This is a genomic window from Mumia sp. ZJ430 (genome assembly GCF_011751845.1).
Classification (GTDB): Bacteria; Actinomycetota; Actinomycetes; order Propionibacteriales; family Nocardioidaceae; genus Mumia.
The window spans coordinates 567,983-588,017 of the sequence record NZ_JAAHFK010000004.1; the positions used below are offsets into that span (position 1 = coordinate 567,983).

14 protein-coding genes are annotated in these 20,035 nt (G+C 70.5%); 8 read left to right on the top strand and 6 right to left on the bottom strand.

The features are described 5' to 3' along the window. The first annotated feature begins 41 nt into the window (after positions 1 to 41). Both HCT63_RS18930 and HCT63_RS18935 read left to right on the top strand, forming a co-directional pair. Complete coding sequence (locus HCT63_RS18930) at positions 42 to 785, top strand: class I SAM-dependent methyltransferase (RefSeq protein ID WP_167008549.1); 744 nt, start codon at positions 42 to 44, stop codon at positions 783 to 785. Beyond that, a complete protein-coding gene (locus HCT63_RS18935) occupies positions 752 to 4,849 on the top strand; it encodes an alpha-(1->3)-arabinofuranosyltransferase (protein ID WP_167008552.1) in 4,098 nt (1,365 codons plus the stop codon). The genes HCT63_RS18930 and HCT63_RS18935 overlap by 34 nt, the downstream gene beginning before the upstream one ends. On the opposite strand, the gene HCT63_RS18940 is transcribed toward HCT63_RS18935, so the two are convergent. Both HCT63_RS18940 and HCT63_RS18945 read right to left on the bottom strand, forming a co-directional pair. Continuing rightward, a complete protein-coding gene (locus HCT63_RS18940; RefSeq protein WP_167008555.1) occupies positions 4,741 to 5,952 on the bottom strand; it encodes an acyltransferase in 1,212 nt (403 codons plus the stop codon). The two genes, HCT63_RS18935 and HCT63_RS18940, sit on opposite strands and share 109 nt — an antisense overlap. Next, complete coding sequence (locus tag HCT63_RS18945; protein WP_167008558.1) at positions 5,949 to 7,781, bottom strand: hypothetical protein; 1,833 nt, start codon at positions 7,779 to 7,781, stop codon at positions 5,949 to 5,951. The genes HCT63_RS18940 and HCT63_RS18945 overlap by 4 nt, the downstream gene beginning before the upstream one ends. Positions 7,782 to 7,932: 151 nt before the next feature. On the opposite strand from HCT63_RS18945, the gene HCT63_RS18950 reads away from it, so the two are divergent. The 5 genes from HCT63_RS18950 (at position 7,933) to coaE (ending at position 13,527) form a co-directional block, all read left to right on the top strand. Further along, on the top strand, positions 7,933 to 8,967 hold the full coding sequence (locus tag HCT63_RS18950; RefSeq protein ID WP_167008561.1) for a DUF3068 domain-containing protein: 1,035 nt from the start codon (positions 7,933 to 7,935) through the stop codon (positions 8,965 to 8,967). 42 nt (positions 8,968 to 9,009) lie between these two features. Beyond that, positions 9,010 to 10,314 (top strand): M18 family aminopeptidase, encoded by a 1,305-nt coding sequence (locus HCT63_RS18955; RefSeq protein ID WP_243843123.1) that lies wholly within the window; start codon positions 9,010 to 9,012, stop codon positions 10,312 to 10,314. A gap of 225 nt (positions 10,315 to 10,539) precedes the next feature. Then, positions 10,540 to 12,048: a 30S ribosomal protein S1 gene (gene rpsA, locus HCT63_RS18960; RefSeq protein ID WP_167008567.1), complete on the top strand. Its 1,509-nt coding sequence runs from the start codon at positions 10,540 to 10,542 to the stop codon at positions 12,046 to 12,048. Between the two features lie 91 nt (positions 12,049 to 12,139). Then, a complete protein-coding gene (locus tag HCT63_RS18965) occupies positions 12,140 to 12,919 on the top strand; it encodes a lipoate--protein ligase family protein (protein WP_182397159.1) in 780 nt (259 codons plus the stop codon). Continuing rightward, complete coding sequence (coaE, locus tag HCT63_RS18970; RefSeq protein WP_167008570.1) at positions 12,916 to 13,527, top strand: dephospho-CoA kinase; 612 nt, start codon at positions 12,916 to 12,918, stop codon at positions 13,525 to 13,527. The genes HCT63_RS18965 and coaE overlap by 4 nt, the downstream gene beginning before the upstream one ends. Before the next feature lie 85 nt (positions 13,528 to 13,612). On the opposite strand, the gene HCT63_RS18975 is transcribed toward coaE, so the two are convergent. The 4 genes from HCT63_RS18975 to HCT63_RS18990 all read right to left on the bottom strand — a co-directional run bounded on the left by HCT63_RS18975 (position 13,613) and on the right by HCT63_RS18990 (position 18,852). After that, positions 13,613 to 14,509: a sigma-70 family RNA polymerase sigma factor gene (locus tag HCT63_RS18975; protein WP_167009328.1), complete on the bottom strand. Its 897-nt coding sequence runs from the start codon at positions 14,507 to 14,509 to the stop codon at positions 13,613 to 13,615. A 293-nt stretch (positions 14,510 to 14,802) separates the two neighbouring features. Then, positions 14,803 to 15,345 carry a dihydrofolate reductase family protein gene (locus HCT63_RS18980; RefSeq protein ID WP_167008573.1) on the bottom strand — a complete coding sequence of 181 codons (543 nt, stop codon included), beginning with the start codon at positions 15,343 to 15,345 and terminating at the stop codon, positions 14,803 to 14,805. Between the two features lie 49 nt (positions 15,346 to 15,394). Further along, the gene (locus HCT63_RS18985) at positions 15,395 to 17,533 is read right to left on the bottom strand and encodes a S9 family peptidase (RefSeq protein ID WP_167008576.1); all 2,139 of its coding nucleotides are present in this window, start codon (positions 17,531 to 17,533) and stop codon (positions 15,395 to 15,397) included. Then, entirely contained in the window at positions 17,530 to 18,852 is a 1,323-nt protein-coding gene (locus HCT63_RS18990) for a DNA polymerase IV (RefSeq protein ID WP_167008579.1), read from the bottom strand. The genes HCT63_RS18985 and HCT63_RS18990 overlap by 4 nt, the downstream gene beginning before the upstream one ends. Before the next feature lie 114 nt (positions 18,853 to 18,966). On the opposite strand from HCT63_RS18990, the gene HCT63_RS18995 reads away from it, so the two are divergent. After that, positions 18,967 to 20,001 carry a DUF4192 domain-containing protein gene (locus HCT63_RS18995; protein ID WP_167008582.1) on the top strand — a complete coding sequence of 345 codons (1,035 nt, stop codon included), beginning with the start codon at positions 18,967 to 18,969 and terminating at the stop codon, positions 19,999 to 20,001. Positions 20,002 to 20,035: the final 34 nt, after the last annotated feature.

Consider the following 20,035-nt stretch of genomic DNA (forward strand, 5'->3'; position numbering starts at 1 on the left):
GACGTCGGGTCGGCTCACACCCCGTCGGCTAAGGTCGGCGCGTGACCGCTCCCTCCCCCGTTCTCGCGCGCCCGACGCTGGGCAGGTCCGTCCGCCTCTTCCGGGCGCACCGGGTGGAGCAGAGCGACCCTGATCGCTTCTACGGGATGCTCGCCGCCGATTCCGTGGCCCAGCTGTCCCGCTACGGGTCGTTGGACGGCAGCCATGTGCTCGACGTCGGCGGCGGTCCGGGCTATTTCGCGAACGCCTTCCGGTGCGCCGGTGCGCGTTACACGCCCCTGGACTCCGACCTCGGCGAGCTCTCCGGGCTCGGTGACCCGGAGCCGGGGACGGTCATCGGCAGCGGGATGTCGCTGCCGTTCCGCGACGGAGCGTTCGACGTCACCTATTCCTCGAACGTGCTCGAGCACGTGCCCGAGCCGTGGACGATGGCCGACGAGATGATGCGCGTGACGCGTCCCGGCGGCCTGGTCTACCTCTCGTACACGCTCTGGTTCGGGCCCTGGGGCGGGCACGAGACCGCCCCGTGGCACTACCTGGGCGGCTACCGCGCTGCCGATCGCTACGCCCGTACGCACGGTAAGCGGCCCAAGAACGACTTCGGCACGTCCCTGTTCCCGGTCACCGCGCGCGACGGGCTGCGCTGGGCGCGTGAGCAGACCGCGGGCGAGGTGCTGGAGACGATGCCGCGCTACCACCCGTGGTGGGCGTGGTGGACCCTGCGCGTGCCCGCGCTACGGGAGGTGACGACGTGGAACCTCGCGATCGTCGTCCGGAAGCACTGACCTGGCGCTTCCGCCTGTTCGCGATCAGCCTCGGGCTGGTCGCGCTCGCGTTCGTTCAGTCGCCGGGGCGGGTCGTCACCGACACCAAGCTCGACCTCACCGTCGACCCCGGCGGTTTCCTGGCGCGGGCACTGACGATGTGGGACCCGGTCGGCGCGTTCGGACAGGTCCAGAACCAGGCGTACGGCTATCTGTTCCCGATGGGGCCGTTCTTCTGGCTCGGTGATGCCGTCACGCTTGAGCCGTGGGTGATCCAGCGCCTGTGGTGGTCGCTGCTGCTCGTCACCGCGTTCCTCGGGATGGTCAAGCTCGCCGGCGCGCTGCGCATCGGTGCCCCGTGGGCTCGGGTCGTTGCCGCGCTCGCGTACGCGCTGTCGCCGCGCATCCTGTCGGTCATCGGACCGAGCTCGATCGAGGTCTGGCCGATGGCGCTCGCGCCGTGGGTGCTCGTGCCGCTGGTGATCGGGATGCGCAAGCACGATCCACGCTGGATGGCGGCGCTCAGCGCGCTCGCGGTGGCCTGCGTCGGCGGGGTTAACGCCGTCGCCACGTTCGCGGTGATCCCGCTCGGTGCACTGTGGCTCCTGCTCTCCCCAGCCTCGCCGCGGCGCCGCTCGCTGATGATCTGGTGGCCGGTCTTCGTGCTGCTCGGCACGCTGTGGTGGCTGATCCCGCTGTTCCTGCTCGGGGAGTACAGCCCGCCCTTCCTCGACTACATCGAGAGCGCGTCGACGACGACGTTCGCCGCGACGCTGTTCGACGCGCTGCGCGGCACGAGCGACTGGGTGCCGTACGTCGATATGAACTCGGTGGCTGGCAACGACCTCATCCGCTCGATCGGGCTGATCGCCAACGGCGCCGTCGTCGTCGCGCTGGGCGTGGTCGGGATCGCGACACGCGGGACGCCGCACCGGCGGTTCCTGCTGTCGGGCGTCGTCCTGGGGCTCGTGCTCGTCACCCTCGGTCACACCGGCGCCGTGGACGGCTGGGGCGCCGACTCGCTCCAGCGCGCGCTGGACGGTCTCCTCGCCCCGCTGCGCAACACCCACAAGTTCGACCTGCTCATCAGGATCCCGCTCGTGCTGGGTCTCGCCCACCTCCTCACCGTGGCCGGCGCGAGGGCGAGGTCGGCGGACCAGGCCCGCACCCTGCGGGTCGGGGTCGCAGTGCTCGGCGTCGCCGCGGTGGTCGGCGCGACCGTGCCCGCATGGACGGGTCAGCTGGCTAACCGCGGCACGTTCGCCGAGATCCCGCAGTACTGGCGCCAGGCCTCGACGTGGCTCGCCGAGCATGACACCGGCAGCCGCGCGATGGTCGTCCCCGCGGCGTCCTTCGGCGAGTACCTGTGGGGACGGACGGGTGACGACGTCCTCCAGCCGTTGGCGGAGTCGCCCTGGGCGGTCCGCAACGTCATCCCGCTCGCCCCCGGCGGCAACATCCGCACGCTCGACGTCATCGAGCAGCGGCTTGCCGAGGGCAAGGGCTCAGCGGGTCTCGCGCGCAACCTCGAGCGATCAGGCGTGCGCTATCTCGTCGTCCGCAACGATCTTGCGATCGGCACCGCACACACCGACCTGGAGCGCGTGTACGCGACGCTCGCCGGTTCGCCTGGCATCACCTCGGTCGCCCGCTTCGGGCCTACGCTCGGCGGCGACCCGGTTGTCACCAGCAAGGAGGGCGACGACGTCTTCGTCAACGGAGGCTGGCTGGCCGACCGGCCGGCGGTCGAGGTCTTCGCCGTGGGCGGGGGAGGGGGCCCCGTCAGCGAGCAGCCCGTCGGCGACACGTCCGTCGTGGCGGGGGGGCCGGCCTCGTTGCTGGCGCTCGACGAGTACGCCGGAGCGTCCGGGGCCTCGATCCTCGCCGATGACTACCCGTCCGACGATCGGCCGTCCCACGTGGTGCTCTCCGACGGGGCGCGCCGCCAGGAGCAGGCGTTCGGGCGGGTCGAGCAAAACCGTTCGGCCGCGCTCGACCCCGCGTCGCCGTACACGATCGACCGGCCCGTCCACGACTACCGTGTCAGCCCGACGGAGGACTTCGTCTCCGAGCCGCGGTTGGTGGGGGCGAAGCGCATCGCCGCATCGTCCTCGGCGGGGTACGCCTCGTCGTCCGGCGCCGTGGTCCCTGGCCAGCAGCCCTGGTCGGCCTTCGACGGCGATCCTCGTACGTCCTGGCGCGCCGGCGGCGACGACGCGAGTGCGCGGTCGTGGCTGGAGCTGGAGCTCGGTGGCCCGGTCGCGCTCGACCAGCTCGCCGTGACCCTCGACCCCCGTGCCGAGCGCAACCGGCGCCTCGTCATCGAGACCGACGACGAGAGCGTCGAAGTCGACGTCGAGCCAGGCTTGCCCGTGGATGTCCCGCTGTCGGGTGCGGGCACGACGAAGGTTCGGATCAGTGGTCAGGGCAGCCTGCTCGACCCGCTGGCGATCTCCGACGTCTCGCTGCCCGGTCTGGAGATCACCCGCCCGCTCGTGATGCCCGAGCTCCCCACGTCGTGGGGCGTGCCGGACCAGATCGTGATGACGGTGGACGGTGCGTACCGGTCCGGCTGCCTCGATGTCCGAGGCGAGGCGCGCTGCGTCGCCGGGCAGGAGCAGTGGGGTGAGGACGGACGCTCGCTCGACCGCGAGGTCACGCTCGGTGCCGACGCCACGTACGACGCCACGTTGCGGGTGGCACCCATCGGCGGCGCGGCTCTCGACGCGGCCCTGCAGCAGGGCCGTTTCGCCTCGGCCTCGGCCAGCTCGTACCTCGTCGAGTCCCCGGGCGACAGCGTCCTGCGTGCGGTCGACGGCGACCGCGGCACGGGTTGGGTCGCGGCGGAGGACGACAACGACCCGCACCTGACGCTCCAGTGGCTCGGCACGCGACGCGTCAGCCAGGTCCGCGTCGTGACCGATCGCGCACTGAGCGCGTCGATCCCGCGCGAGGTCACGCTGCGCTTCTCCGACGGCACCGAACGCGAGGTCGCGCTCGACGGCTCGGGCCTGGCCCGGTTCCGGCCGGTCGCCGCGTCCTGGGTCCAGGTGCGTTTCGGCGACCTCGAAACGCGACGCGCCCTCGATACAGCGGGCTTCTCGCGCCCGCTCCCCGTCGGGGTGAGCGAGATCAGCCTGCCGAGCAACCCGCGGCTGTTCCCGACCACCGGAGCCAACGACCGCCGGGTCGCGCGGTGCGGGGAGGGCCCGGCCGTGGAGATCGACGGCGTGACACACGTGACGCGCGTGGACGCCTCCGCGACCGACGTTCTTGCCGGAGGCGAGACCTTCGCGGAGATCTGCGGCCCCAACGCGATCGACCTCACCGAGGGGAGGCACCGGATCCGTGTGCTCGGCACGGAGACCTTCCGTCCGACCGCGCTCGTCCTGGGCGATGCACCCGAGCCTGTCGTCCCGACGACGACGCGCCCGTCGGACTGGGGTGCCACCGAGCGTTCGGTCGACCTCGCGTCCGACGCCGAGGGCGAGCGGCTCGTGACGGTCGCCGAGAACCACAATGCCGGATGGCAGGACACCGAGGGCCGCTCGCCGGTCCAGGTCAACGGCTGGCAGCAGGGGTGGTTCGTCGGTGAGGACGAGAAGTCGCTGGCGCTGTCCTACGCGCCCGCCACGCCCTACCGGGTCGGGCTCGGGGCAGGGCTGCTCACGCTCCTTGTGCTCCTCTTGGTCGTGCTCCGGCGTGGTCGCCGGAGCTTCGCTCCTGTCGCGCCGCGCTCCGCCGTCCGTCGGCCCGTGATGGCCCTGGTCGGCGGTGTCGTCGCCGTCGGGCTCGTCGCAGGCTTCGCCGGTGTGGTGGCCGCGGCCGTGGGCTGGGCGGTGGGCCTGGTCGTACGCCGCTGGTCCGACGACACCCCGGCGTGGGCGGCAGGCGGTGCCGTCCTCGTGGCGGCCGGTGCCTATGTGATCCGGCCGTGGGGGGCGGAGTCGGGCTGGGCCGGAGAGCTCGCCTGGCCTCAGCTGGTCGTGCTGGTGGGGCTCGGACTCGTCGCGTCCTGCGTCGTCGGCGGCTTGCGACGGCCGAGGTTGCGCAACCGCATGCTTGGACGCTCGACGACGCGGTAGAGGATCTCGGCGACTGCGAGACTGATCGCGAGAGTGAGCACCCACAGCTCGAGCCAGCGCCCGCCGAACAGCTCCATGTCGCGCCACTCGAAGACCAGCATCAGCACGGTCATGTGGACGCAGAAGAGGCCGTACGAAATGTGGCCGAGGTGGCGCGCCCACGGCACCGACAGCGCCTGTCCGAAGCGAGTGCTGTCCGGCGCGAACACGCCAGGGAGCACGACAAGCCCCGCGATCGCGGCGTACAGCAAGTGCTTGAGCGTCGCCTCGCTAAAGGTCGGGACATCCAGCGTCGCCGGACCGGCCACGGGCGTCGACGAGATCACGAGCAGTGCCGCTGCGAGCACCCAGCACGTCCAGGGGGTCTCGCCAAGACGTCGGACGATGAGCAGACGCTGCGGCATGTCCGGAGTCGGGAGGGACACCGTTGCCAGCGCCAGGCCCGCCGCGAACCAGCTGAGGTAGGCCGGGAGCCACTGCGCTGCGAAGGTCGTCTCGATGCCCATCCAGGTGTACAGGCCAGACGTCCAGGCGATGTTCACCGCGACGAGCACCGCGCACAGGACGAGAACCCGGCCTGGATGCCAGCGCGAGCGGCACAGCAGACGTGCTACCAGGAGCGCAAGGAGCGGGAGGACGAGGTAGAACGCCACCTCGACCGCCAGGCTCCACATCTGGGCCAGCCCGAGGGGATAGGCCCCTTCGCCGTACAGCGTGGTCAGAGTGAGGTTCTTGACCCAGGTCAGGGGCGACGCGCCGTGGTTCTCCTCGAGGAGGAGCATCGCCGCGACGACCGCGATCCAGTAGACCGGCAGGATGCGTAGGGCCCGCTTCCAGAGGTAGCGGCCGGCACCCGGGAGCCGGCGCCGCTCAGCGATCGCGAGCAGGTACGGGCGGCCGAGGAGGAACCCGGAGAGCACGAAGAAGATGGCGACGCCGATGTCGAGCCGCGACGCGACCGCGCCCCAGGCGCCGCTGGTGTAGAGACCTGCCTGGAACGCCGTGTGCGTCGTCAGGACGAAGAGCGCGGCGATCGCGCGGAGGGTGTCGAGCACCGGGAAGACCGGGGCACGCTCCTCGACGAGCACGGGCCCGGCGGTCACAGCGACGGCTCCAGGTCGCCCACCACGATCCTGTCGACGCACAGCGTCACGTCGCCGACCGGTCGTACCTCGATCGTCTCGATGTCGCCCTCCACGTCGACGAAGAGTGTGTGCGGGCCGCGCCTGACGTCGACGACATCGGTGCGCTCGCCCGTACGGACGGTCACGCGCCCGTTGCCCGACCCGAGATAGGACATCGCGAGCCACTGACCAGGGTAGTCGTGGACGGTCTGCCCGAACGCGAACGTCCGGGGTCGGTCCACGAGGACGCCGCAGCCGGGGGTCCCGACGAGCTCCGCGTGGATGCCCTCAGGCACGTGTGCGGCTCGAATCATGCCATCGTCGTTGAGCACGGAGAGGTCGGTGGCTGCGCGCGGCGTGGCGAAGAGGTCACCGACCGGCGCGAGGAGGTATGAGGGCTTGTGGTACGGGTGGGTGTTGGCCCACATGACGGGGTCCGGGACCGGCTCGTCGGCGAGGGGTCGGCCGGGATTCCCCTCGAGCTCGTCGACGGCCGTGCCGACGAACGCGCGCGTCGGAAAGTCGTCGTGCCACGGTGCGACGTACGTCAAAGTCGACCACACGCCGCCGAGGCCAACGACCAGGCCGAGGGCCACCAGGAGCGGGCGAGGCGGCGCCCAAGAGAGCAGGGGAGGGTCACGCGGCTCGCTCGGCTCGGTCGCCCCGACGATCGGGAGGAACATCGCTCCGACAGCGAGCACGGTGAGGGCGAAGACGTCGGCGATGTAGCGGGGTTCGCGCCCGACGAGCGCCCCGAGGAACTCGGCACGGCTGGTCGCGAGGAGCGCGTAGCTGAAGACGAGCGAGGTCGCGACCAGCACGAGCGCGCGCGCCGCCCGTCGACGGGTCAGGAGTGCGAACGCGAGGACGAGACCTACGAGGACCGCCGAGGCCGTCGCGGCGAGCGCCGGAGGGAAGACCACCTGGACGGGGTCGTTGAACATCTCCCAGCGCCAAGGGCCGCCGACGAGCCCGGGAAGGAGCGTTCGGGTGAGGACCGTCTCGGCGAGGCCCGCATAGTCGGTGTCGTCCCCGAGCGAGTTGATCGACGGCGCGACGGCGAGGTAGATGCCCGCGTAGGCCGCCGTCACGACTCCGTACATCAACCAGGCCGGCCAGAAGGTGCGCAAGGACCCAAGGGCGCGCCCCCGAAGGCGGCCCTTGGCGAAGTAAGCGAGCGTCAGCAGCACGAGCAGGACGGGAACGACGAGGGTCTTGACGTACGCGAGGTAGCCGACGACGAGCAGCAGGGTCGTCGCCGAGGCATACCGCAGGAGCCGTGTCCGTAGGTAGAGGACGTGGGTCGCGATCGCGCCGAACAGCACGATCTGCAGCGGCAGCTGGTTGAGCGCGACGGCCCACCACATGTCCGACGGCACGGTGAGCGCCGACGTCAGGTACCACGCGAGGAGCCAGACGATCGCGGGGCGGTCGCCGAAGAGCGTGCGCAGCGCGAACCAGCACGCCAGCGATGCCAGCGCCTGCAGGACCATGATCTCGAGGGCCGCGATCGGCCAGGCGAACCCGCCCGGAAGGGAGGCGAGCGCGGCGAGGCCGAGGCCGAGGGGCATGACCTGGGCGTCGTGCGGTCCGAGGACGGACGACCAGCTGATGCCGTCGCGGGCGAAGTCGGAGAGGAAGACGAAGTCGTCGGTGTAGAACCACCCGCCGAACACCGCCCAGGCGCGGAAGGCGACCTGCACGGCGATCAGGACCAGCGCGACGGCCGTGACCTTCTGGGCGCGCGACAGGTCGGCAGGGATCCAACCACGGACGGCCCGCTTCGTGTCCGCGGCAAGTGAGCTCACCGGACGAGTGTAGGTGCCGGATAAGTCACGCTGAGCAGGGAACCCAGGCGCCGAGTTGCTGGCGATGCCGAATCGTTGTGAGCCGAAGGCCGTAGTTCTCACTACCGGCTGGTAGTGTCGCGTCCGTCTCATCGACTGTGAGGGAGTTCACGTGGGCAAGAAGACCGGGTTCGCAGCCGTCGTCATCGGCGCGTTCCTCCTGGTTCTGGCCGTCCTGGCCAAGACGTATGCGTACGACCAGTTGGCCACCGTGCCGCTCGACCAGGAGACCGAGACCGTCTCCAAGACGGCGCCGGGTGACGACGCCACCTATCTCAACGTCGGAGCCGAGGGTGGCCCCGCCATCGAGACCGGCCCGCTGGAGTCGCGCCGCTTCGTCGTCGGTCAGGTCGAGGCCAGCAAGGAGGCCAGCGACGAGCTCGACGAGGACATCGCGGTGTGGGACACCTTCTCCTTCACGGCGCCTCCGGGCACCGCTTCCGAGGACGCCCTGAGCGGCACGCGTGACCTCGTTCCGTTCGAGCGCTACTCCGGCGAGACCGTCCGGTGGACCGGTGCGAGCACCGAGACCAGCGGTGTCAAGATCGAGCCGACCGTGTTCTACGGCCAGTACTTCAAGTTCCCCTTCAACACCCAGAAGGAGGACTACGAGTTCTGGGACGGGTCCGTCAAGAAGGCGACGCCTGTCACGTACGAGGGCACCGACGAGCTTGAGGGCCTCTCGGTCTACAAGTTCGTCCAGGAGATCGAGCCGGTCAAGATCGCCGAGCTGCAGGTCCCGGGCAACCTCGTGGGCAGCACCGAGGCGACCGTGCTGGCGGACCGCATCTACGGCAACACCCGCACCCTCTGGGTCGAGCCGGAGACCGGCGTCATCATCAAGGGCCAGGAGGCGCAGCTCGCGACGCTCGAGGTCGACGGCGAGACCAAGGCGACGATCACCGACGCCAAGCTCGGCTACGACGACGAGACGGTCAAGGCGACGGTCGACGACTACGCCACCAAGGCCTCGCTGCTCAAGATGATCCGCGTCTGGATCCCCTTGATCGGCGGCATCCTCGGTGTGGTGCTCGTCCTCGGTGGAGCCGTGATCCTGCTCCGCGGCCGCAATGGCGGCGACGACACCCCGAAGCACGCGTCGTCCGACTCCGACGCGCCAGCCGACACCGCGAGCGCGAAGGTGTGATCGTCTGACGTCCTCGTGGTTGGGCTGACTACGATGACGTCGATGTCTTCCGAGAGCACGACCCCCAGCCCACTCGACGAGCGCGCACAGGACCTGTGCGCGCTCGTCGACGCTTCTCCGTCGCCCTTCCACCTGTGCGAGGAGGTCGCCGGCAGGCTCGTGGCCGCCGGATTCGCTCTGGTCCGCGAGACCGACGCCTGGCCGATCGCCCTGGGCCGCTACTACCTCGTGCGCGGGGGTTCGCTCGTCGCCTGGTCGACCGAGTCGGCGCAGGGCCCGCAGTCGGCGTTCCGGATCGTCGGAGGGCACACCGACTCGCCGAACCTGCGTCTCAAGCAGCACCCCGACCGGACGAGCGCGGGGTGGGAGACGGTGGCGCTGCAGCCGTACGGAGGACCGCTGCTCAACTCGTGGCTCGACCGCGAGCTGGGGCTGTCCGGTCGCGTGACCGTACGGACAGGGGCTGGCGTCGAGCAGCGGCTCGTCCGCATCGATGACCCGGTCCTCACCGTGCCGCAGCTGGCGATCCACCTGGCGGAGGACCGCAAGGGCGTCGAGCTCAACCCCCAGCGCCACCTCGACGCCTTGTACGGCGTGGGGGAGGGGGCCGGCGTCCTGTCCGACGTCGCGGTCGCGCTCGACGTCGACGTCGACGCCCTGCTCGGCTGGGAGCTCATGGTCCACGACCTCGTGCCGAGCCGAGTGTTCGGGCGCAACGGCGACCTGCTGGCCGCGCCGCGCCTGGACAACCAGACGACGTGCTGGGCGGGCACGACCGCGTTGCTCGATGCCGTCGAGCGCGCGACCGATGGGATCGTCCCGCTGCTGGTGCTGTTCGACCACGAGGAGGTCGGGTCGACCTCCGACCGCGGCGCCGAGTCAGACCTTCTCGTGACGGCGATCGAGCGGATCGTCCTCGCTGCCGGCGGCACCCGCGACGACTACCACCGGGCGGTGGCGGCCTCGCTCGTCGCGTCGGGCGACATGGCGCACGCGACGCACCCGAACTATGCCGACCGGCACGAGCCGCACCACCAGATCGTGCCCAACGGCGGGCCCGTCCTCAAGGTTCACCCCAACCTCCGCTATGCGACGGACGCGACCGGCGCCGCGGCGTTCGCCCTGGCCTGCGCCCAGGCCGGCGTGCCGATGCAGCGCTACGAGCACCGCGCCGACCTGCCCTGCGGGTCGACGGTCGGACCGATGACGGCCGCTCGCACGGGCATCCCGACCGTCGATGTGGGGGCTCCGCAGCTGGCGATGCACGCGGCGCGAGAGCTGATGGGAGCCGCTGATCCGGGGATGTACGCGGACGCGCTGGCGGCGTTCCTTGCACCCGTGCGATGACCCCGCCAGCGGGGTGTGGTAGCCCGCGTTGACCCTGTGACGCGCGACCCCGTACCCTTGGGGGTGCGTTGTGGACTCGCACGACCCCAGACCGAGCGGGCTCGTGCTCACGCTGCGTCGGGCCCATGTGGAGCGATTGAAACCGCCTTGTGATCACCCGCACCCAGCAAACGAGGGTCCTCTTCGCTCCGGCACGACTTCTATCCACCCAGGACTCAATCCCATATGACGAGCAGCATCCAGGCAGCACCCGCAGCGCCGCAGGTCGCGATCAACGACATCGGTAGCGAGGAGGACTTCCTCGCCGCGGTCGACAAGACCATCAAGTACTTCAACGACGGTGACATCGTCGACGGCACCATCGTCAAGGTCGATCGTGACGAGGTTCTCCTCGACATCGGCTACAAGACCGAAGGCGTCATTCCCTCGCGGGAGCTGTCCATCAAGCACGACGTCGACCCCCACGAGGTCGTCTCGGTCGGCGACGCCGTCGAGGCCCTCGTCCTCCAGAAGGAGGACAAGGAGGGGCGTCTGATCCTCTCGAAGAAGCGGGCGCAGTACGAGCGCGCCTGGGGCGACATCGAGAAGATCAAGGACGAGGACGGCGTCGTCGAGGGCACCGTCATCGAGGTCGTCAAGGGCGGCCTCATCCTCGACATCGGCCTGCGTGGCTTCCTGCCCGCGTCGCTGGTCGAGATGCGCCGTGTCCGCGACCTCGCGCCGTACGTCGGTCAGAAGCTCGAAGCGAAGATCATCGAGCTCGACAAGAACCGCAACAACGTGGTCCTGTCGCGTCGCGCCTGGCTCGAGCAGACGCAGTCGGAGGTTCGCCAGAACTTCCTCACGCAGCTGCAGAAGGGTCAGATCCGCAAGGGCGTCGTCTCGTCGATCGTCAACTTCGGCGCATTCGTCGACCTCGGTGGTGTGGACGGGCTCGTCCACGTCTCGGAGCTGTCGTGGAAGCACATCGACCACCCGTCCGAGGTCGTCCAGGTGGGCGACGAGGTTACGGTCGAGGTCCTCGACGTCGACATGGACCGCGAGCGCGTCTCGCTGTCGCTGAAGGCGACCCAGGAGGATCCGTGGCAGCACTTCGCCCGGACCCACCAGATCGGCCAGATCGTCCCGGGCAAGGTCACCAAGCTCGTCCCGTTCGGCGCCTTCGTGCGCGTCGAGGAGGGCATCGAGGGCCTGGTGCACATCTCGGAGCTCGCCGAGCGTCACGTTGAGATCCCGGAGCAGGTCGTCCAGGTCGGCGACTCGGTGATGGTCAAGATCATCGATATCGACCTCGAGCGTCGCCGCATCTCGCTGTCGCTGAAGCAGGCCAACGAGACCGAGGTCGCTCAGGACGCCGACGACTTCGATCCGACGCTCTACGGCATGGCTTCGTCGTACGACGCCCAGGGCAACTACATCTACCCCGACGGCTTCGACCCGGAGACGGGCGAGTGGCGCGAGGGCTTCGACGAGCAGCGCGAGACGTGGGAGCGGCAGTACGCCGAGGCCCACACCCGCTGGGAGGCCCACAAGAAGCAGATCGTCGACGCGGAGACCGCGGCTCGTGAGGCCGGTCAGGCCAGCAGCGGTGGCTCCTACTCGAGCGCTGCTCCGCAGGAGTCGAGCAGCCGTCCGTCCACCAACGGTGGTAGCGGCGGTGGCGGCGGCGGTGGCGCTCTCGCCTCGGACGAGGCGCTGCAGGCCCTGCGCGACAAGCTCACCGGCGGCGAGTGATCACCCGCCACGGCTGATGCCTTGAACGAGGCCCCTACCCAGTCGGGTAGGGGCCTCGTCGTTTCCCGGCCAGGCTGGGTAGCCTTGCCCCGTGCGCTTCATCCTCGATCCCAAGCCGGTGGATTCCGATCCGGTCACCGACGTGGCGATCGCGCACGCCCTGCTGAGGCAGGCGTCCGACGGCGAGATCGGTCCGACGGTCCGCATCAGCGTGCCTGGCGTCCCGACCGCGGCGTTCGGGCGCTCCGACGTCCGGCGTGCGGGCTTCGTGTCAGCGACCGAGGCGAGCCGGGCGCTCGGCTTCGCGCCGATCGTCCGTGGGGCGGGAGGCCGCGTGGCCGCATACACCGACAAGACACTGGTGATCGACCACGTGAGCCCCGATCCGGATCCGGGTACGGGGATGCGCGATCGCTTCCGCGACTACGGCGCGCTGCTCACCGGCGTCCTCCAGGAGCTGGGTGTCGATGCCCGCCTGGGCGCCGTGCCAGGGGAGTACTGCCCAGGCGAGTACAGCGTCAACGCACGTGGCGTCGCGAAGCTCGTCGGCACCGCGCAGCGCATCGTCCGCGGTGCGTGGCTGTTCAGTGCGGTCGTCGTCCTCGGCGACGGACCATCGCTGCGTGCAGCCCTTCCGATCGTCCACAACCGTCTCGAGCTCCCTCTGCGCCGGCGCTCGATCGGATCGGTGTTCGAGGAGGCGCCGGGCCTCGACGTCGACACGGTCGCGAGCACCCTGGTGCGGGCGTACGACCGGGTGACCGAGGTCGACGTCGCACCCCTCGACGACGGGACACTGGCACGGATGGAGACGCTGCGCGCCGATCACTGGCCTGTGGTCCCCGGGAGCGGCGCGAGGAGGTCTGCGTGACGCGCGTCGGGCTCACCGGGGGCATCGGCGCGGGCAAGAGTGCGGTCGCGGGGCTGCTGCGCGAGCACGGGGCCATCGTTGTCGATGCCGACGCCCTCTCCCGCGAGGTCGTCGAGCCGGGCACATCGGGCCTCGAGGCCATCGTCAAGCGCTTCGGCGAGGCGGTCCTGGACAGCGACGGCCGCCTTGATCGCCCTGCCCTGGGAGCCCTCGTCTTCGCTGACGACCAGGCACGGCGTGACCTCGAGGCGATCATCCATCCTCGTGTCCGCGCGCGGGCAGCCGAGCTGGAGGCTGCCGCCGGTCCGGGTGCCGTAGTGGTCCACGACGTGCCGCTGCTGGTGGAGACGGGCCAAGCGGGGCTGTACGACGTGGTGGTGGTCGTCGACGTCCCGGTCGAGACCCAGATCGAGCGTCTGGCGGCCAACCGCGGCATGTCGCGTGCAGAGGCGCAGAGCCGCATCGCCGTTCAAGCGACGCGTGAGCAGCGGCTCCAGGCTGCCGACGTGGTCCTCGACAACACCGGCTCCCTCGACGAGCTCGCCGATGCCGTCGGCGCGCTGTGGGAGCGCCTGTCGCTCGGAGTCGGCGAGAGCCCTCGGGCCTAGCGCCTCGTACGACGAAGGCCGGCGCCCCGACCGCGGTGGGTCGGGGCGCCGGCCCCTGGAGTGCTCGGAGCTCGCTGCGCCCCCGTCAGGCGGCGAGGTCCGGGTCGGCGATCTTGCGGAGTCGCTGGATCGCCTCCCGCTCGAGCTGACGGACCCGCTCGGCGGAGATGCCGTGACGCTTGCCGATGTCAGCCAGCTTGTGCTGGCGTCCGTCGAGCAGTCCGTAACGGCAACGGATGATGTCGGCCTCACGCTCGCCGAGGTGCTCGACCAGGCCCGAGAGCCGGTCGCGCGACTCGGTGTCGAGGACCGCGTGGTCCGGGCCGGGCTGGGTCTCGCGGGCGACCAGGTCACCCAGCGAGGTGTCGCCGTCCTCGTCCACGGGGGAGTCGAGGCTGACGTGGTCGCGTCCCCACGCGAGCAGGTCGAGGACACGCTCGACGGTCATCTCGAGCTCCTCGGCGATCTCGGCGGGGTCAGGCTCGTAGCCCAGCTTGCGCTCGAGGTTGCGGCGCGCGGCGCCGACCTGGTTGAGCTCCTCCACGACGTGGACGGGGAGGCGGACCACACGACCCTGCTGCGCGATGCCGCGCGTGATGGCCTGACGGACCCACCAGGTCGCGTACGTCGAGAACTTGAAGCCCTTGAGGTAGTCGAACTTCTCGACCGCGCGGATCAGGCCGGTGTTCCCCTCCTGCACAAGGTCGAGCAGCGGCATCTGGGAGCGGCCGTACTTGCGGGCGATCGACACGACGAGGCGAAGGTTGGCGGTGATGAACTCGTCGAGGGCACGCTCACCCTCGGCGACCATCCACTCGAGCTCCTCGAGCGTCGCGTACTTCGGGGCGCCGCCCTTCTTGCGCCCGACGCGTCCCTCCTCGATGAGGTGCTGGGCGAAGAGTCCGGCTTCGATGGTCTTGCTCAGCTCGACTTCCCGAGCGGCGTCGAGCAGCGGCGTACGCGAGATCTCGTCGAGGTACATCCCGACGCTGTCTCGTCCCTCGACGCGCTCGCGCACCTGAGTCGTTGCTGTCGTCACGCAGACCAGCTCCTTCACTTCGTTCGTTACTCGATCGTTGACAACACGATCGGATGCCAGTCGATTCCGTCCGGCACTGGAAACGACGAACGAAGCGTGCTAATGGTGCCGGTCTCAGGTGTTTCTTAACCGGAATCACAGCCCGCGGGGAGACCGGATCCCTTCCAGATCAGCCGAAACTCCTGCAATAGCGGGCGAATCGGCTCCTCGTACGAGACCGGCGAGGGCGATGATGGTCAGCGCGCGAGCGTGTAGGTGGCGGAGAGAAACGTACCGTCGTGACGAACGTCACCCTGCACGAGGTCGAGTCGTCGCGGCAGCAGCGGGGCGCCGGCGCCGAGCGTGACGGGGGCGTACGAGATCTCGATCTGGTCGAGGAGACCCGCATCCGCGAGCTGGCCGGCCAGGTCCCCGCCGCCGACGACCCAGACCTCTTTGCCGCCGGCCGCGGCGACGGCCTCGGCGTGAACGGCCGCCACCTCTCCCTGCGCGAACCTGATGTCGGCGCCAGGGACCACCGGGAGGTCGCGGTGCGTCATCACCCAGGTCGGCGCCGCGTACGGCCAGGCGTCGGGGTTGTCGAGGAGTTGCTCGTGGTCGACCATCCACTGGTAGGTGCTGGAGCCCATGAGCATCGCCCCGAACCGCGTGGTGAGCCCCTCCATCTCGGCCGAGATGTCGTCGGACAGCGGCTGGGACAGCAGCCAGTCGAGCGAGTGGTCGGGCGTCGCGATGAATCCGTCGAGACTGCTGGCGGTGTAGTAGATCGTTCGGCTCATCCGACCGATCCTTGCGCACCACACTGACAGGAACGCCCCGTGAGCGGCGTCAGCCGTCGGACGGCACCGGCTCCTCCGGCGCGCCGAGCGTGTCGATCACCCAGGCGAGCTCGTACGCCCGCTCCTTCCAGGACTCGTAGCGGCCGCTCACCCCGCCGTGGCCCGCGCTCATCTCCGTCTTGAGGAGGACGTCGGCGCCCGCGACCGCACGCAGGCGCGCGACCCACTTGGCCGGCTCCACGTACAGGACACGGGTGTCGTTGAGGCTCGTGATGGCGAGGATCTTGGGGTAGTCCTGGGCGACGACGTTCTCGTACGGCGTGTAGGACTTCATGTAGGCGTAGACGTCGGCGTCGTGGAGCGGGTCGCCCCACTCGTCCCACTCGATCACGGTCAGCGGGAGCGACGGGTCGAGAATCGATGTGAGCGCATCGACGAACGGCACGACGGCGAGGATGCCGGCGAAGTCCTGCGGGGCGTCGTTGGCGACGGCACCCATGAGGAGGCCCCCTGCGGAGCCGCCCTCGGCGACGAGCCGCTCCGCGCTCGTCCAGCCCTGGGCGACGAGGTGGCGTGCTGCGTCGACGAAGTCGGTGAAGGTGTTCTTCTTGTGGAGCAGCTTGCCGTCGTCGTACCAGCCGCGCCCCATCTCACCACCGCCGCGCACGTGCGCGACCGCGAAGACGATGCCGCGGTCGAGCAGTGAGAGGCGGGTGACCCGGAAGCTCGGATCCATGCTCGCCTCGTACGCGCCGTAACCATAGATCAGCGCCGGGGCGGTGCCGTCGCGGGGAACGCCCTTGCGGACGACCACCGAGATCGGGACGCGGGTGCCGTCGCGGGCGATCGCCCACTCGCGGTGCTGCTCGTAGGCCGTCGGGTCGTAGCCGCCGAGCACGGGCTGCTGCTTGCGCAGGACCAGCTCGCCGGTGTCGACCACGTAGTCGTACACCGTCTCGGGGGTGACGAACGAGGTGTAGCCGAGGCGGACGACGGGCTGGTGCCACTCGGGGTTGGCGCCGACGCCGCTGGTGTAGAGCGGCTCGTCGAAGACGACGGGCTCCTGGGGGCCGAGGGGCGCGCCGGGCTCGGCCGCGGGGTCGAGGCGGATCACGGACACCTGGCTGAGCGCGTCCCGGCGCAGGCTGAGGACGACGAAGTCGGCGAACGCGTCGACGTCCTCCAGCCGGGTGTCGTCGCGGGGCGCGATCTCGGTGCGCCAGTGCTCCGGGCCCGGGGTCGCCACCGGGGCGCTCGCCAGCGCGAAGTTGAGCGCGCCGTCGTTGTGCAGGATCAGGAAACGGTCCTCGCCGCCGACCACGACGTGCTCGACGGAGTATTCGATGCCCTCGCGACGTGGGGCGACGACCCGGAACTCGCCCGTGGGATCGGTCGCGTCGAGGACCCGCAGCTCGGTGGTGATCTTGGAGCCGGAGGCGATCACGAGGTAGCGGTCGCTGCGCGTCGCGCCGATGCCCGTGAAGTAGCGCTCGTCGGTCTCGTGGAAGACCAGCTCGTCGGACTCGGCGGAGGTGCCGATCGCGTGGCGCCAGACCTTGTCGGGCCGCCAGGCGTCGTCGACGGTGGAGTAGTAGAGGTGGTCGGCCGCGAAGGACCAGGTCGCGCCGTACGAGACGCCGGTGATCTCGTCGCCGAGCAGCTCGCCCGTACGGAGGTCCTTGACGCGCAGCGTGAAGCGCTCATCGCCCTCGGTGTCGGTCGAGTACGCGAGAAGGTTGCCGTCACGGCTCACGCTCAGCGCGCCGAGCGCGAAGTAGTCGTGGCCCTCGGCCTCCGCGTTGCCGTCGAGGAGCACCTGCTCGCCCTCGACGGCGTTGGCGGAGTCGAGCTCGGGCGGCGTCCAGTCGTCGGGGCCGGCGATCGGGCGTCGGCAGTGGACGGCGTACTCGCGGCCCTCGAAGGTGCGGGCGTAGTACCACCAGTCGCCACGGCGCACCGGCACCGACAGGTCGGTCTCGAGCACCCGGGACTTGATCTCGTCGAAGAGGCGCTCGCGCAGCGGGGCGAGGTGGTCGGTCCGCTCGGCCGTGTAGGCGTTCTCGGCCTCGAGGTAGGCGAGGGTCTCGGGGTTGTCCTTGTCGCGCAGCCACTCGTAGTCGTCGACGACCTCGTCGCCGTGGTGGACGCGGACCTGCGGGTGCCGCTTGGCGACCGGAGGGGTGCTCATGGCTCGACCGTACCCGGTCGCAACGAGGGGTCGTTGACGTCGAACGTCCGCACGGGGCCGGGGCCGCTCGTACGGGTCTCGAAGCGCACGGTGACACGGCCGATGCCCGACCCCCAGACCCATCCAGGACCCAGCTCGGCGTGCACGACGTCGGCCCCGGCCGGCCACCGCGTACGGGCGCGTGCGGAGGCCACGGGGACCGCGGCGACCTTGTCGCCCTCGTCGTCGGCGGGCGGCTCCTCCTCGGTCACGAACAGGTCGTCCTGGACCCAGTCAGCCATGCCGGAGACGCCCACACCCAGCAGCCGCAGCCCGGAGGAGCTGTCGATCTCGGCCAGCAGGCCGGTCGCCGTCCGCGCGATCGTCCGGGCGTCGTCGGTCGGCCCCGCGAGCGTCGCAGAGCGTGTGTGGGTCTCGAAGTCGTGGTGGCGGATCTTGAGCGTGACCGTACGGCCGGACATGCCGCGCTCGCGCAGCCGCGCGGACAGACGCCGGCTCATCGTCGTGGCGATGTCAGCGAGGACGCGGGGGTCGGTGATGTCGGTCTCGAAGGTGTCTTCGACGCTCAGGGACTTGGTCTCGCGCTCGGCGATGACCGCACGGTGGTCGACGCCGCGGGCGAGCGCGTGCAGCGAGGTCCCGTACGCGGTCCCGAGAAGCGACGTGAGCTCCGGGACGTCGAGACCGCGCAGCTCCTCGACGGTGTGCACGCCCATCCGGCGCAGCCGCTCGGCAGTCGCTGGGCCCACGCCTGGGATGGCGCGTACGGACATCGGTGCGAGGATCTCGAGCTCCGTGCCGGGCTCTACGACGTGGATGCCGTCGGGCTTGGCGAGCTCGCTGGCGATCTTGGCGAGGAACTTGGACGAGGCGATGCCGACCGAGGCGGTGAGCCCGCCGGTGCGGTCCGTGATGTCGGCGCGGACCTGCTCGGCCAGGGCGCGGGCGCCGACGAGGTCGAGGAACCGCGACTCCTCTCCTGCGGCGAGGTCGACGAACGCCTCGTCGAGCGACAGCGGCTCGACCAGCGGCGAGATCTCCCGCAGGCGCGCCATCACGGCCCGGCTGGCCTCGCGGTAGGCGTCGAACCGACCGGACAGGTAGGCCGCGTGGGGGCAGCGCGCGCGGGCCTCTGCCGTCCGCATCGCGGAGCGGACCCCGTACGCGCGTGCCTCGTACGACGCGGTCGACACCACTCCGCGGGGCCCGAGCCCGCCGACGACGACCGGCTTGCCGCGCAGCGAGGGCTTGTCGCGCTGCTCGACCGCGGCGAAGAACGCGTCGAGGTCGAGATGGAGGAAGGTGGCCTGGCGGCGCATGCGTCCATTGTGTCCGGCGGCTCCGACGCCCAGCCTGTGGACGACGTGAACGGGCGTCCACAGGCCGCGCGACGGGGACCCACGACCGCTCGCGGGCGGACCACGCTGTCTGCCATGACAGACGTGATCCGTGCCCGCACCCTCTCCGACCTCATCGGCGCCGTCCCCGCGATGTTCGGCTTCCACCCCGAGCACTCGCTGGTCGCGCTGTGCCTGAACGGCGCGCGCAGCCAGGTGGGGTTCCGCCTGCGCGTCGACCTGCCGCCGCCCGACGATGCTCCCGCTCTGGCCGAGGCGTTGGTCGGCTACCTGGTCGCGCAGCAGCCCGAGGCAGTGATCGTCCTCGCGTACGCCGATGACGACGGTGAGGCGCGCCCGGCGGTCGACGCGCTTGTGGCGCGGCTCGAGGAGGAGGGCGTGCGGCTCGCCGACGCGGCGCGCTTCGACGGGGAGCGCTTCTACTCGTACTCCTGCGACGACACCCGGTGCTGCCCGCCCGAGGGGGTCCCGTGCGACGTCGAGGGCTCGGCGGTGCTGGCGGAGGCTGTCTTCCGTGGGATGGAGATCCTCCCAGACAGGGCAACGCTCGCGCGGCGGTTCGAGCCGGTCACCGGCGCGGCACGCGATGACGTCGCCCTCGCGGCCGGGCCCGAGCTGACCGCACTCGCTGCATGCGCCGCGGGAGCGCAGGATCCGCAGCGCGACCTCCGTACGCTGCGGCGCGGACTCGACCGGGTCGTCCCGGTCCTCGACGCGGTCCTCGAGGGGGACGAGGACGAGCCGGTCGTGATCAGCGCCGAGGATCGGGCCTTGCTCGCGGTGTGGGCGTCGTTGGTCATCATCCGTGACGTAGCGTGGACGATGATCACCCACGACAACGCCGTCCGTTCGCTCGAGCTGTGGCGCCAGGTGGCCGTCAGTGCGCCGCTCCCGTTCGAGGTGCCGGCGCTCACACTCGCCGCGTTTGCCGCATGGTTGAGCGGTGACGGGGCACAGGCCCAGTGCGCGCTCGACCGGGTGCGCGTGGTCGCTCCCGACTACTCGATGGCGGTGCTGATCCAGTCGGCGCTATCGGGTTGTCTCGATCCACGCTCGTGGGTGGGGATGGGCACCGAGGAGGTGCTGCGCTCCGTGCCCGGACTCTCCTAGGCTGGAGCTGTCTGCCGACCGGTCCCGCGCGGCC